Source organism: Pseudomonas lactis, from assembly GCF_001439845.1.
Classification (GTDB): Bacteria; Pseudomonadota; Gammaproteobacteria; order Pseudomonadales; family Pseudomonadaceae; genus Aquipseudomonas; species Aquipseudomonas lactis.
Map to the genome: position 1 here is coordinate 66,394 of NZ_JYLO01000012.1, position 13,285 is coordinate 79,678.

At 62.5% G+C, this 13,285-nt stretch carries 12 protein-coding genes; 5 read left to right on the forward strand and 7 right to left on the reverse strand.

All coding sequences use genetic code 11. From position 1 onward, the window contains the following. Positions 1-124: 124 nt before the first annotated feature. The 3 genes from hemL to TX24_RS21315 are packed head-to-tail and all read right to left on the reverse strand — an operon-like array spanning position 125 to position 2,877. Positions 125-1,408: a glutamate-1-semialdehyde 2,1-aminomutase gene (gene hemL / locus TX24_RS21305; RefSeq protein WP_032895176.1), complete on the reverse strand. Its 1,284-nt coding sequence runs from the start codon at positions 1,406-1,408 to the stop codon at positions 125-127. Positions 1,409-1,419: 11 nt separating this feature from the next. Further along, positions 1,420-2,049: a thiamine phosphate synthase gene (gene thiE / locus TX24_RS21310; RefSeq protein ID WP_057711035.1), complete on the reverse strand. Its 630-nt coding sequence runs from the start codon at positions 2,047-2,049 to the stop codon at positions 1,420-1,422. A gap of 30 nt (positions 2,050-2,079) precedes the next feature. Further along, entirely contained in the window at positions 2,080-2,877 is a 798-nt protein-coding gene (locus tag TX24_RS21315; protein WP_019818058.1) for a hydroxymethylpyrimidine/phosphomethylpyrimidine kinase, read from the reverse strand. Positions 2,878-3,152: 275 nt separating this feature from the next. On the opposite strand from TX24_RS21315, the gene TX24_RS21320 reads away from it, so the two are divergent. From TX24_RS21320 to TX24_RS21335, 4 genes are all read left to right on the forward strand, one after another. Beyond that, on the forward strand, positions 3,153-5,549 hold the full coding sequence (locus tag TX24_RS21320; protein WP_057711036.1) for a hybrid sensor histidine kinase/response regulator: 2,397 nt from the start codon (positions 3,153-3,155) through the stop codon (positions 5,547-5,549). A 195-nt stretch (positions 5,550-5,744) separates the two neighbouring features. Next, positions 5,745-7,397 (forward strand): acyl-CoA dehydrogenase family protein, encoded by a 1,653-nt coding sequence (locus TX24_RS21325; protein WP_057711037.1) that lies wholly within the window; start codon positions 5,745-5,747, stop codon positions 7,395-7,397. Positions 7,398-7,582: 185 nt separating this feature from the next. Next, on the forward strand, positions 7,583-9,055 hold the full coding sequence (gene amn, locus TX24_RS21330) for an AMP nucleosidase (protein WP_153475217.1): 1,473 nt from the start codon (positions 7,583-7,585) through the stop codon (positions 9,053-9,055). 71 nt (positions 9,056-9,126) lie between these two features. Then, complete coding sequence (locus tag TX24_RS21335; RefSeq protein ID WP_032895181.1) at positions 9,127-9,762, forward strand: pseudouridine synthase; 636 nt, start codon at positions 9,127-9,129, stop codon at positions 9,760-9,762. Here TX24_RS21335 and TX24_RS21340 read toward each other — a convergent pair. Both TX24_RS21340 and TX24_RS21345 read right to left on the reverse strand, forming a co-directional pair. Continuing rightward, complete coding sequence (locus tag TX24_RS21340) at positions 9,757-9,966, reverse strand: DUF2788 domain-containing protein (protein ID WP_016773053.1); 210 nt, start codon at positions 9,964-9,966, stop codon at positions 9,757-9,759. The genes TX24_RS21335 and TX24_RS21340 overlap by 6 nt on opposite strands. Positions 9,967-10,152: 186 nt before the next feature. Continuing rightward, positions 10,153-10,632, reverse strand: coding sequence for an Lrp/AsnC family transcriptional regulator (locus TX24_RS21345; protein WP_003194418.1), 480 nt, complete (start codon positions 10,630-10,632; stop codon positions 10,153-10,155). Between the two features lie 427 nt (positions 10,633-11,059). Here TX24_RS21345 and TX24_RS21350 point away from each other — a divergent pair, with 427 nt between their 5' ends. Further along, positions 11,060-11,941, forward strand: a complete 882-nt coding sequence (locus TX24_RS21350) for a DUF6515 family protein (RefSeq protein ID WP_057711038.1) — start codon at positions 11,060-11,062, stop codon at positions 11,939-11,941. Here TX24_RS21350 and TX24_RS21355 read toward each other — a convergent pair. Both TX24_RS21355 and TX24_RS21360 read right to left on the reverse strand, forming a co-directional pair. Then, positions 11,938-12,831: a cation diffusion facilitator family transporter gene (locus tag TX24_RS21355; RefSeq protein WP_056791968.1), complete on the reverse strand. Its 894-nt coding sequence runs from the start codon at positions 12,829-12,831 to the stop codon at positions 11,938-11,940. The two genes, TX24_RS21350 and TX24_RS21355, sit on opposite strands and share 4 nt — an antisense overlap. Positions 12,832-12,840: 9 nt before the next feature. Beyond that, a complete protein-coding gene (locus TX24_RS21360) occupies positions 12,841-13,260 on the reverse strand; it encodes a hypothetical protein (protein WP_057711039.1) in 420 nt (139 codons plus the stop codon). Positions 13,261-13,285 lie beyond the last annotated feature (25 nt).

The window sequence follows — 13,285 nt, forward strand, 5'->3', positions numbered from 1 at the left end:
TTTCTGCTGCTTGGGCAAGTTATCTGCCGGATTGCAGGGCAATTCTCGAAAAAACCAGGAATTGTCTGTAAGCAAAGTAGCAAATCTGACGCTGCCAGGGGCAACGTCAGAAGGTTACCGTCACTTATTTCAGGGCCGCGAAGGCGCGCTCGGCAGCATCCAGGGTCAATTTCAGCTCGGCTTCGCCATGGGCGATCGAGGTGAAGCCAGCTTCAAAGGCGCTCGGTGCCAGGTACACGCCGCCTTCGAGCATCAGGTGGAAGAAGCGCTTGAACAGCTCGGCATCGCTGCCCATCACGTCATCGAAGGTGACAATATCGTCGGCGCCGCTGAAGTACAGGCCGAACATGCCACCGGCCTGGGTGGTCACGAACGGGATGCCAGCGGCATCGGCGCGCTGTTGCAGGCCGTCGAGCAGGCGCGTGGTGTAGTCGGTCAGCTCGGCGTGGAAGCCCGGGCGGCTGATCAGGCGCAGGGTGGTCAGGCCGGCGGCCATTGCCAGCGGGTTACCCGACAAGGTGCCTGCCTGGTAGACCGGGCCGAGCGGGGCGATGTGTTGCATGATCTCGCGCTTGCCGCCGAAGCAGCCTACCGGCATCCCGCCGCCGATGATCTTGCCGAAGGTGCTCAGGTCCGGCGTGACGCCGTAGTAAGCCTGGGCGCCACCAAGGGCGACCCGGAAACCGGTCATCACTTCGTCAAAAATCAGCACCACGCCATGCTTGTCGCACTGCTCGCGCAGGCCCTCAAGGAAACCCGGGGCCGGGGGGACGCAGTTCATGTTGCCGGCGACTGGCTCGACGATGATGCACGCCACGTCCTGGCCGACTTCGCTGAGCATCTGCTCGACGGCCGCGATGTCGTTGAACGGCAGGGTCAGGGTGTGCTTGGCGAACGCCGCAGGTACGCCAGCGGAATTGGGTACGCCTTGGGTCAGCGCGCCGGAACCGGCTTTTACCAGCAGGCTGTCGGAGTGGCCGTGGTAGCAGCCTTCGAACTTGATGATGTTGTCACGGCCGGTAAAACCACGGGCCAGGCGGATCGCGCTCATGGTCGCTTCGGTGCCGGAGCTGACCATGCGTACCATCTCCATCGACGGCACGATCGAGCAGACCAGGTCGGCCATCTCGGTTTCCATCGCGGTCGGGGCGCCGTAAGACAAGCCGTGTTGCAGTTGCTGGCGCACCGCGTCGAGCACGTCCGGATGGCTGTGGCCGAGGATCATCGGGCCCCAGGAGCCGACGTAGTCGACATAGCGCTTGTCGTCTTCATCGGTGACGTAGGCGCCTTCGGCATGCTTGAAGAACAGCGGCGTGCCGCCCACGCTCTTGAACGCACGCACGGGGGAGTTCACACCGCCGGGGATGTGTTTCTGGGCGTTGGCAAACAGGGTTTCGGAACGGGACATGGTCGGGCTCTCTAAACTGAAGATTTAAGAAGGTCGTTGAACGCACGGGCGCGGCGGGTGACTTCCTGGGTGCTGTCGGCACCGAACAGGCCATGGACCACGGCGAGCAGGTCGGCCCCGTGGGCCACCAGCGGCTCGGCGTTTTCCAGGGTGACGCCGCCGATCACGCAGATCGGCAGGTGCAGGCGCTTGCGGGCCTGGGCCAGCATGTCAACGGTGGCGGCAGGTGCGCCGGGTTTGGTCGTGGAATTGAAGAAGCGGCCGAAGGCGACGTAGCTGGCGCCTTCTTTGGCGGCCTGTTCGGCCAGTTCGATCTGGCTGTGACAGGTAGCGCCGATGATCGCCTTGGCGCCGAGCAGTGCCCGGGCCGAGGTCAGCGGGCCGTCGGTCTGGCCCAGGTGCACGCCGACGCCCAGGCGCGCGGCCAGTTCGGCATCGTCGTTGATGATCAATTGAGTCTTGTAGCGCGAGCACAGCTCATGCAGCTTTTCGGCTTCACGCAGGCGCCGTGCTTCGTCGCTGCTTTTGTCGCGGTACTGCAACAGGGTGATGCCGCCATCCAGCGCCGCCTCGACGTAGGCGAGGAATTTGCCGGCCAACAGCTGGCTGTCGGTAATGGCGTAAAGGCCGCGTAGTTTCATCGGGCAAACCCCTTGCTGACGAGCGATAAGTTACGAGCAGAAATCCAGCGGCAATCGGCGCGGCACGAACTGGCCCTGGCCGAGTTGTTCGGCATCGCGCAGGGTACGCCACGTGTAGTTGAGGGCCGTTTGCACGGCGCTGGCCAGGCCTTCGCCCTGGGCAATGCGCCCGGCCAGTGCACTGGCCAAGGTGCAACCCGAGCCGTGATAACTGCCCGGCAAGCGCTGGCAAGTAAAGGTCTGGCGCGTGCCGTCGCGGCTGTACAGGCGGTTGTGCACTTCGTGCTCATCGCCATGGCCGCCGGTGATCAGCAGGTGCTTGATGTACGGCAGCAGCTTCTCGGCGCAGTCGTCGGCGCTGCCGTCGGGCAGTTCCGCGAGGATGCGCGCTTCTGGCAGGTTGGGGGTGGCGATCAATGACAAGGGCAGCAGCCGCTCGCGCATCGCATAACCGACCTCGTCCTTGCCCAGGCTACCGCCGCCGCCGGCGCGCAGCACCGGGTCGCAGACCACCGGCAAATGCGGGTGCGCCTGCAGCAGTTCGACCACGGTGTCGACCATCGCGGTGGAACCGAGCATGCCCAGCTTGACTGCCGCAACTTCAGAGTCGCCGAGCACGGCATTGGCCTGGGCCAGTACCCACTCACGGTCAAGCACGCGGAAGTCACTGACATTGACGGTGTTTTGCACGGTCAACGCGGTGACGGCCGGGGCCGCGTGGCAGCCCTGGGCGAGCAGGGCTTCGATATCTGCTTGCAGGCCGGCGCCCCCACTGGGGTCGTGGCCGGAGAGACAGAGGACAACGGGGCGAGAACTGTAGATATTCATGGTGCGCGAGCTTACCACCAAACGCTTTTTGCGTGGCTGTATGGCGATGGCAGAAGTTTGCCGCTGCGGTGTCGCTTTGCGTGGCTGAAAGCCGCAATGAAGTGGCCTGAAAGCATTGCCCTAGAGCCGTTCTAAAAAAAGTTCCGACAGTGGCTAATGGCTTTTACTGGCTATGCTAAAGTGCATCCAAACAACTTACTGTATCGCCGGTGTACGTCTTCTCAAAAGGAATGGGGGGCTTTTGACACAACCGGACCAGGCTACGCTGGGGCTCTATGCGCTATTTGCTGATTTTTTTATTGTGCGGGCTGCCGATGCTCGCCAGCGCCGTCGAGTTCAACCAGAACACGCGAAGCCTCCCGTTGGGCCGGGTCATGCAAGTGCTCGAAGACCCAACCGATGCCCTGACCATCGCCGATGTCAGCTCTCCCGCCTATGCCGCCCAGTTCAAGACCCATGACAAAGACACCCTCAATGCCGGCTATTCGCGCTCGGTGTTCTGGCTGAAGGTCAACCTGCACTACACCGCCACAGATCCCCGCGCACCACGCACCTGGTTTCTGGAACTGGCCTACCCGCCGCTCAATCGCCTGGACCTTTACCAGAACGACGGCACCGGGAATTACCGCCTCACCGCCCGCACCGGCAGCGCGTTGCCGTTTTCCAGCCGAGAGGTGAGCCAGAGCAACTACCTGTTCAAGCTCAGCTTCTTGCCCGACCAGCAACAAACCGTCTACCTGCGCTTGCAAAGCCAAGGCTCGATCCAGGCGCCGCTGACATTGTGGGCCGGCACCGCCTATATGGAAGAGCAACCGCTGCGTTTGTATGTGCTGGGGGCCATCTACGGTGTGTTGCTGGGCATGCTGATCTACAACCTGTTCATCTACCTGAGCGTGCGCGACACCAGCTACCTGTATTACATCCTCTATATCGCCTCGTTCGGCTTGTATCAGCTGTCGGTCAATGGTGTGGCGGTGGAGTACTTCTGGCCGAACAACCCGTGGTGGGCGAATGCCGCGGTGCCCTTCCTGATCGGCTCGGCGGCCTTGTTCGGCAGCCTGTTTGCGCGCAGCTTCCTGCACACCGCGCAGCACAGCCGCTGGCTCAACCGCATCCTGCTGGCGCTGGCGGCCTGTGGTGGGTTGGTGATGGCACTGGCGTTGTTGACCAGTTACGCCGTGGCCCTGCGCCTGGCCACTGCGCTGGCGCTGGTGTTTACCGTGACCATCTTCGTGGCGGCCATCAAGGCCTGGTACTGCGGGCAGCGCATGGCGCGTTATTTCATCATCGCCTGGTCGGCCTTCCTGCTCGGCGGGGTGGTCAATACCCTGATGGTGCTGGGTTACCTGCCTAACGTGTTCCTGACCATGTACGCCAGCCAGCTCGGCTCGGCCATTGAAGTGGCGCTGTTGTCCCTGGCCCTGGCCGACCGCATCAACGGCATGCGCGAACAGCAGGCACAGATTCTGCTCGATGCCAGCCAGAAACTCGAAGCGCTCAACCAGCAACTGGCCCGCAGCAACCGCCTCAAAGACGAATTTCTCGCCACCCTGACCCACGAACTGCGCACGCCGATGAACGGTGTGATCGGCTCGTTGGAGCTGATGCAAACCGTGTCATTGGACGATGACATGACGCAGTACCAGCAAACCGCCGCCGGCTCGGCGCGGGACATGATGCGCATGGTCAACGGTATTCTCACCCTCACCGAGTTGCAGGCCGGTCGCCTGGTGGCCCAGCCGCAAGTGTTCAGCCTGCGCGGCACGCTCGACACCTTGCGCCAGCAGTTCACCGGCAGCGCCCAGAGCAAGGGCCTGGCGTTCTCCATTGATATAGCCGATGAGGTGCCGGATCGGCTGATCGGCGATGCCGACAAACTGCTCCAGTGCCTGGATTGCCTGCTCGATAACGCCTTCAAATTCACCCACGTCGGCGCGGTTCGCTTGCGGGTGGTGGGCGTGCCACAAGGGGATGGCCCCTTGCACCTGAGCTTTATCGTCACCGACACCGGTATCGGCTTCGCCTTTCTCGATGAGGCCACGCTGTATCAGCGTTTCTTCCAGCTCGATGGTTCGATGACGCGTGAATACGGCGGCCTGGGCATTGGCCTGGCGATCTGCCGGCAATTGATCGAACTGCTGGGCGGGCGTCTGACCCACCATTCGGAACCCCGTAAAGGCAGCCGCTTCCAGTTGGAAGTGGACGTCTCGGTGCCGCAGCAGATCACGCCCGCCACGCAAACGCTGCCTGCACAGCGTGCGCCTCAGGAATGCACGGTGCTGCTGGTGGACGACAACAGCGTGGGCCAACTGGCGGTGCGTGGCATGTTGCTCAAGCTCGGTTACCGGGTTAAAACCGTGGACAGCGGCCCGGCAGCCCTCGCTGCATTGCAAGGGCACAGCTTCGACGCCGTGCTGCTGGATGTGCCAGAGGGTGGTTTCTCGTTGTGCTGTCAGATTCGCGCGTTACCTGGCTGCGGTGAATTGCCGGTGATCGCCCTGAGCGCTTCGCCCAATGGGCCGGAACGTGAGCGTTGCCATGGCATTGGCATGACGGATCGGCTGGCCAAGCCGGTGCGTTTCGATGCCTTGCAGGCGGCGCTTGAGCGCAGTGTGCTGCGCGCGGATGAGGGTGAAAGCGCCGAACATTCGGCGCGTATGCCACTTTTTTAAGCGCAGTGGCAGTGCTTAACTGAAAAAACCGGCCTCAATCGATCTGTGTTTTTGTAGGAGCGAGCTTGCTCGCGAAGAACCTCAACGATAACGCGCCCCTCCTGGGTTAGCGCGTTGCGCTCAGGTTTTTCGCGAGCAAGCTCGCTCCTACAGGCAGCCTGAAATCGATGCGGCCTTTTTTCCAGGAGGCCCGTCATGAACCTGCATCAGTTTGCCGAAACCCACGACGTCACCAACCAGCCACCGTCCCTGGACGGCACCAACCTGTATCGCATCGACGTGCCTTTGCAGGAATGGTCGCGCCGCTTTGGCGCTAGCTGGGCCGAGTCGCGCATGGATGCCTACGGCGCGCTCGCGGGTGGGCCGTTGATGGCGGCCGGGTTCCTGGCCAACCAGAACAAGCCGGTGTTCAGCAGCCACGACCGTTATGGCCATCGCATCGACCTGGTGGAGTTTCACCCGGCTTATCACGAACTGATGCGCACCGCCGTCGAACATGGCCTGCCGTCGTTGCCGTGGGCCCATCCGCAGGCTGGCGCCCATGTGGCGCGTGCGGCGATGACGTACCTGCACAGCCAGGCCGAAGCCGGCAGCGGTTGCCCGCTGACCATGACCTTCGCCTGCGTCCCGGCCCTGCGCCTGCAACCGGAGTTGGCGGACCTCTGGCTGCCGAAGATCTTCAATACCCAGTACGACCCACGCAATGTCGGCATCGCCCACAAGGCCGGCGCCACTATCGGCATGGCCATGACCGAGAAGCAGGGCGGCACCGACGTGCGCGCCAACACCACCCGCGCTTACCCCGTGGGCGCGGGCGGCCCCGGCCAGGCCTACGAACTGGTGGGGCATAAATGGTTCTGTTCGGCGCCGATGTGCGATGGCTTTCTGACCTTGGCCCAGACCGACAAGGGCCTGACCTGTTTCCTGCTGCCTCGGCACCGCCCGGATGACACGCGCAACGAGTTCTACATCCAGCGCTTGAAGAACAAACTCGGCAACTGCTCCAACGCCTCCAGCGAAGTGGAATTCCGCGGCGCCCTGGCGTGGATGGTCGGTGAAGAAGGCCGCGGCGTTCCAACCATCATCGAAATGGTCGCCATGACCCGTTTCGATTGCATGGTCGGCTCCAGCGCCTTGATGCGCCAGGCGCTGACCCAGGCCAGCCATCACTGCGCCCATCGCCAGGTGGGTGGCCGCGTGCTCAGCGAGCAGCCGCTGATGCAGAACGTGCTGGCCGACCTCGCCCTGGAAAGCGAAGCGGCCCTGGCCTTGAGCCTGCGCATGGGGCGCGCCCTGGATCATCTGGATGAGGCGCATGAAGCCAAGTTCGCGCGGCTGGTCACGGCGGTGGGCAAATATTGGATCTGCAAGCGCGCACCCGCGATGATCAACGAAGCCGCCGAATGCATGGGCGGTGCCGGGTATGTGGAGGACAGTATCCTGCCGCGCCTTTACCGCGAGGCACCGGTGAATTCGACGTGGGAAGGTTCCGGCAATGTGCAGTGCCTGGACGTATTGCGTGCACTGTCCAAAGAGCCCGGTGTGCTTGAGGTGCTGTTTGTCGAACTGGGCGATGGCCACGGCCACAAACAGTTGGCGCGGCATATCGAGCAGTTGAAGGCGGCGTTCATGGACACCCAGGACATCCAGTATCGGGCGCGGCAACTGACCGAGGACATCGCCCTGGCGTTGCAGGCCAAGTTGTTGCTGGAGGCGGGTAATGCGGCGGTCAGCGATGGGTTTATTGCCAGCCGGCTGGGTGAATCGTCGGGGCGCGTATATGGCACCTTGCCGCGTGGCGTCGACGTGGAAGCAATTGTCGCCCGCTCAACCCCGCAATCGCTCTGAATAAACACAATCCAAATGTGGGAGCGGGCTTGCTCGCGAATGCGGTGTATCAGTTACCTATTCAGTTACTGACCCCCCGCATTCGCGAGCAAGCCCGCTCCCACATTATTTACCGCATTCCAATCCTGTGGTTTCGGTGACGCTTGGATACAGGCAAGATAAAGGCCTGCAAGTCAGAACACAGGATGCTTACCGTGACCGAAGCTTTTGTTGTCGTTAAAACCGCCGAAGAAGCCGTGGACCGGCTGGCGGCGCTGCATGAGCGTGCCACTGGCGCGCTCAACCAGGCGCTCAAGCAATACCTCAAGGACCGCGTCGAGCCCGACGCCGCGCAGCGCGCATTGTTTCGCTACCCGGAACTGCGCCTGACCTACCACTGCCACGGTGAAGTGCCACAGACCACTCGGGCGTATGCCAAGGTGCAACTGCCGGGTACCTACAGCGTCACCGTGACCCACCCGGCCGCGTTCCGTAAGTACCTGCTGGAGCAACTGGTGCCGCTGATGCACGACTTCACCGTCACGGTGGAAGTGGGCGTCAGCCAGCAGAACATCCCGTACCCTTATGTGGTGGAGCAGGGCGATGAACTGGCCGGCTCCGGCGTCACTGCCGCGACCCTGGCTCGCGTGTTCCCCAGTACCGACCTGTCTGCCGCCACCGATGGCATTGCCGATGGCCTGTACGACTGGGAAAACACCGACCCGCTGCCCCTGGCCCTGTTCGATGCCGCCCGCGTGGACTTTTCCCTGCGTCGCCTGGTGCATTACACCGGCAGCGACTGGCGCCATGTGCAGCCGTGGATCCTGCTGACCAACTACCACCGCTACGTGGACCAGTTCATCCTGCATGGCCTGGAACAACTGCGCAGCGACCCGCGGTTCATCCGCATGGTGCTGCCCGGCAACGTGGTGATCGACAAGAGCATGGACCACGGCGAAGCCTCGGCCATTGCCGCCGGCGTGGTCTGGCACCGCTACCAGATGCCGGCGTATCACCTGCAAGCCACTGATGGCCACGGCGTGACCCTGGTGAACATCGGCGTGGGCCCGTCCAACGCCAAGAACATCACCGACCACCTGGCTGTATTGCGCCCGCATTGCTGGCTGATGATCGGCCACTGTGGCGGCCTGCGCCAATCCCAGACCATCGGCGACTACGTACTGGCCCACGCCTATATGCGCCGCGACGGGATTCTGGACCGTGTAGTACCACCGAACATCCCGATCCCGGCCCTGGCCGAAGTGCAGTTGGCGCTTCAGCAGGCGGCGGCCAAGGTCACTGGCGAAAAAGGCGAAGAGCTGAAAAAACGTCTGCGCACCGGCACCGTGCTGACCTACGACGACCGTAACTGGGAACTGCGCTGGGCCCAGGAGCGCCCGCTGATCAACCTGTCCCGCGCCGTGGCCGTGGACATGGAAAGCGGCACCATCGCTGCCCAGGGTTACCGTTTGCGCGTGCCTTACGGCACCTTGTTGTGCGTATCGGACAAACCCTTGCACAGCGAGATCAAGCTGCCGGGCTCGGCCAACGCGTTCTATGAGCGTGCGGTCAGCCAGCACTTGAAGATCGGCATCGAAGCGGTCGACCTGTTGCGCACCGAACTCAACTCCTTGCACTCGCGCAAACTGCGCAGCTTCGACGAGCCGCCGTTCCGCTAAGCGGTTGGGATGGTCATTTAGCGGTCAGGCCACTAGCATTGTCGGTCCTGACCGTTAGATGTTCCTTTGCCATGTCCCGTCCCAGCCGTCCCGATTCACGCCGCCCTGGCGTGAAACCTCCGCACTCTGCCGCTCGCCGCGTTGCCAAGGCGCCACCGGCCGAGCCGAAGTTGATCCTGTTCAATAAACCTTTCGACGTGCTGACCCAGTTCAGCGACGAAGGAGGGCGTGCGACGCTAAAGGATTTTATTGATATCCCCGGTATTTACCCGGCAGGGCGCTTGGACCGGGACAGCGAGGGCCTGCTGCTGTTGACCAACGATGGTCAGCTACAAGCGCGGATTGCCGACCCCAAGCACAAACTGGCGAAAACCTACTGGGTGCAGGTAGAAGGCGAGCCCACCGAAGAGCAACTGCAACGCCTGCGTGACGGCGTGGAGCTCAACGACGGCATGACCTTGCCAGCCGAGGCACGGCAACTGGATGAACCGGCATTATGGCCGCGCAACCCGCCGGTACGTTTTCGTAAAAGCGTGCCCACCCACTGGCTGGAACTGGTGATTCGCGAGGGGCGTAACCGCCAGGTACGGCGCATGACCGCGGCAGTAGGCTTGCCGACCCTGCGCCTGGTGCGCGTGCGTATTGGTGAGTGGTCGATCGACGGCCTGGATCAAGGCCAGTGGAAGGCGGTGCCGGCGCGCTTATAAGGCGCCGGATTCAATCAGGCCGATCACCACGCTCTTGATGATGAACGCCGCCACGCCCAGCCCCAGCACGAAAAACAGGATGAACGAACCAAAGCGCCCGGCCTTGGATTTCTTCGCCAGGTCCCAGACGATAAAGCCCATGAAAATGATCAGGATGCTGACCAGGCCAGTCATCATCCATTCTTCAAACAGGGCGGGATCGATGTTGTTCATGGGGCTCTTCCGACAAGACAAGCGAGCAGTATACGGCAGCGTCACAGACGCAACATTGACCTGAGTCCTACACCATCGAACTGTGGGAGCTGGCTTGCCTGCGATAGCGGTCTGTCAGGTACCGTGATGCAAATTGGCCCGCCGCCATCGCAGGCAAGCCAGCTCCCACCGTTGTTTTCAGGTGCGCAGGTGGGTCAGGGGCAGTTCGGTGCTGTTGAGCACCTGGTTCAGCACAAAGCTGGAGCGCACGCTGGTCACGCCTTCAATCCGCGTCAGGTGGCCCAACAGCAGCTTCTGATAATGGTCCATGTCCGGCACTACCACCTTCAACTGATAGTCCGCATCCATGCCGGTCACCAAACTGCACTCCAGCACTTGCGGCAGGGTGCGGATGGCGGCTTCGAAGTTTTCGAAGCGTTCCGGCGTGTGACGGTCCATGCCGATCAATACATAAGCCGTGAGGCTCAGGCCGAGCATCTTGCGGTCGAGCAGGGCGACCTGGCGGGCGATGTAGCCGTCGTCTTCCAACTGCTTGACCCGGCGTGAGCAGGGCGAAGGCGACAGGCCGATGCGCTCGGCCAGCTCCTGGTTGGAGATCCTCGCGTCGCGCTGCAATTCCGCCAGAATACTCAGGTCGTATCGGTCAAGCTTGCTCATTGGGTTGGCCTTTGTCGTAACTATTGCGGTGAATTATCCATGAAGGGTTAAAAATTGCGCAAGCACTGTTTATTGACGCAATCTTCGCAATCCTCTGCCCGCCCGGCACGCCTATGATTACCAACAGAATCACCGCCTGGACAACAGTCCACAGCAACGCGCCCAATCAGGTCCGTTGCGGCCGCCGCCCCAGCAGGGTTGAGCCGGCCTCCAGGCTGCACACTGTCCACAAGACGGCGTGAGGTGAGCCAACGTCAAAAGCGTTGAGCCAGGACGAAATTCTCAAGGGGTGGCCGACGGGTTACCCCTTTTTCTTTGTGTGCGTTTTGCCTTCAGAAAATAGTTCTCGTGACTGATAACCTGTCTCAGAACCGGGCGAGGCTTTTCCAGTCTCATGATCAAGCCCCAATCCGCAGTGAGGAAAAGCATGAAGCGCATCTGGCGTATGGCAGGTGTTGGTTTGCTGGTGGTCAGCGTCGGCTCCCAGGCGATGGCCGACGAACGCGATAACTCACCGGGCCCGGGGCGTGGGCCGCAGGGGCAGCATGAACGGGGCCCCGAAGGTGGGCCGCGGCCGGAGCATAACCTGCCGATCCAGGGCCGGCCCGATACCGTGCGCCAGACTCAGGAGCCGCGCCAGGGTTATTACCGTGATATTCCCAGACGCCCCGATGACAATCGGCATTGGGAGGCCGGCGGCCCTGGTTCGCGTCCGGGTAACGATCGCCCCGGTGATAACCGCTGGCCAGGCCGCCCCGACGGGCATGGCAACGGCTGGGGCCCTGGCCCGCAACATCGCCCTGGTTATGTCATCGACCGTTTTCCCGACCGCAATTACCGCGTGCCTTACCGTGGCCAGGACTACTTTTTCTCCGGTGGCTACTGGTATCGCCCCCAAGGCCCGCGCTACGTGGTGGTGACGCCGCCCTACGGCATCCGCGTGCATTACCTGCCGGACTACGCGCGTGAAGTGTGGGTAGGGGGCTCGCTGTTGTTCCTCGCCGCAGGCGCGTATTACGCCTATGAGCAAAGCACCCAGCAATACGTAGTGGTGCAGCCGCCGACGCAGGTGCCATCACCCCCGCCGGCGCCTCAGGGCAACGGCTATGACGTAGTGGCTTACCCGGCCAATGGCCAATCCCCGGCCCAGGTCCAGCAGGACGGCTACGACTGTTATCGCTGGGCGGTGCAGCAAAGTGGCTTCGACCCGCGCACCGTGACTTACGCCCCCGATCCGGCAGTGGTGCAAACCTACCGCCAGGCCCAGGGCAACTGCCTGGGCAGTCGCGGGTATCAGGTGCAGTACTAGGCCTTGTTGCCGGTGACCACTTCCCGTGGGTCGGCGTGCACCAGCACTTCGGCTTTCGGGTATTCCCGGTGAATGGCATCGGCGGCCTGGTCGCTGATGCCGTGGGCCACCGACAGGGTCAATTCCCCCGGCAATTCCAGATGCAATTGCACAAACCAGTGATTACCGGAAACCCGCGTGCGCAAGTCGTGGGCACCCAGTACGCCGGGCACGCCCCGGGCCAGTTCCAGCATGTGCTGGCTGACGTCTGGCGGTAACTCTTCATCCATCAGCACCGCAAAGCTTTCCCGGGCGATCTGGATCGCGCTCCACAGAATGTAGGCGGCGATTCCCAGGCCGAACCAGGCGTCGACCTGATGAAAGCCCACCCCAGCCAACACCAGCGCAATCAGGATGCTGCCATTGAGCAGCAAGTCTGAGCGGTAATGCAGCGAGTCGGCGCGCACCGCGTTGGAGCCGGTCTCGCGCACCACGCGGTGTTGCAGCATCAGTAGGGCTACGGTCAGCGCCAGGGACAAAATAATTACGCCGATACTCAACCACGGTGCGCCGACCGGCTCCGGATGCTTGAGCCGTTCATACGCCTGCAGCGCAATCAGCACTGCACTGCCGGCGATAAACAAGGCCTGCGCCATTCCCGCCAGCGACTCCGCCTTGCCATGCCCATAGCGGTGATCGTCATCGGCCGGGCGCAGGGCGTAATGTACCGCCAGCAAGTTCAGCAGCGACGTCACGCCGTCGAGCAGTGAGTCGGTCAACCCGGCGAGCATGCTCACCGAGCCGCTGAGCCACCAGGCGATGGCCTTGGTCACAATCAGCACACAGGCCACACCCACCGAGGCGCGGGTGGCCAGGCGCAAGAGCCTGGCGTGTTCGGGGCTGCTGGTCATGGGCAGCCCTTACGCGGCAGGCTGCAGGCCCAGGGCCGCCAGTTGCTGCACGCTGCCCTTGAACTGGATCAGGCGCGGGTCATCCAGCGGCAAAGTGCGGCCGGTTTCCTTCTGAATGATGCTTTGCAGCTTGGCGTTATCGACCTTGCCGTCGGTGCCGATGGCTTCGTGCAGTTTCTCGGGGGCGACCTGGGCGGTCTTGCCCGGTTCGAAGTAAATGGCGCCCGTGGCGAAGTCGACACCGAAGGCGATCAGGCCGGGGATCACATAAAACAACAGGCCGAGGGCATCGAGTACCGCGATGGTCGGGTCGATCTTGCCGTCGATCTGGCCACGACGGTCGGGGTAGAAAATCGACCCGCAGGCGGTAAGTTGGCTCAGCAGGGTAACGGCGAGGACACCGCCGATGACACGGGAAGCGATACGCATGAAAAAGTCTCCTGAACAGATTTAA

Bases quoted from the DNA above. Each gene is read 5' to 3' on its own strand.
- hemL (WP_032895176.1), bottom strand. From the start codon at position 1,408: ATGTCCCGTTCCGAAACCCTGTTTGCCAACGCCCAGAAACACATCCCC.
- thiE (WP_057711035.1), bottom strand. From the start codon at position 2,049: ATGAAACTACGCGGCCTTTACGCCATTACCGACAGCCAGCTGTTGGCC.
- TX24_RS21315 (WP_019818058.1), bottom strand. From the start codon at position 2,877: ATGAATATCTACAGTTCTCGCCCCGTTGTCCTCTGTCTCTCCGGCCAC.
- TX24_RS21320 (WP_057711036.1), top strand. From the start codon at position 3,153: ATGCGCTATTTGCTGATTTTTTTATTGTGCGGGCTGCCGATGCTCGCC.
- TX24_RS21325 (WP_057711037.1), top strand. From the start codon at position 5,745: ATGAACCTGCATCAGTTTGCCGAAACCCACGACGTCACCAACCAGCCA.
- amn (WP_153475217.1), top strand. From the start codon at position 7,583: ATGCTTACCGTGACCGAAGCTTTTGTTGTCGTTAAAACCGCCGAAGAA.
- TX24_RS21335 (WP_032895181.1), top strand. From the start codon at position 9,127: ATGTCCCGTCCCAGCCGTCCCGATTCACGCCGCCCTGGCGTGAAACCT.
- TX24_RS21345 (WP_003194418.1), bottom strand. From the start codon at position 10,632: ATGAGCAAGCTTGACCGATACGACCTGAGTATTCTGGCGGAATTGCAG.
- TX24_RS21350 (WP_057711038.1), top strand. From the start codon at position 11,060: ATGAAGCGCATCTGGCGTATGGCAGGTGTTGGTTTGCTGGTGGTCAGC.
- TX24_RS21355 (WP_056791968.1), bottom strand. From the start codon at position 12,831: ATGACCAGCAGCCCCGAACACGCCAGGCTCTTGCGCCTGGCCACCCGC.
- TX24_RS21360 (WP_057711039.1), bottom strand. From the start codon at position 13,260: ATGCGTATCGCTTCCCGTGTCATCGGCGGTGTCCTCGCCGTTACCCTG.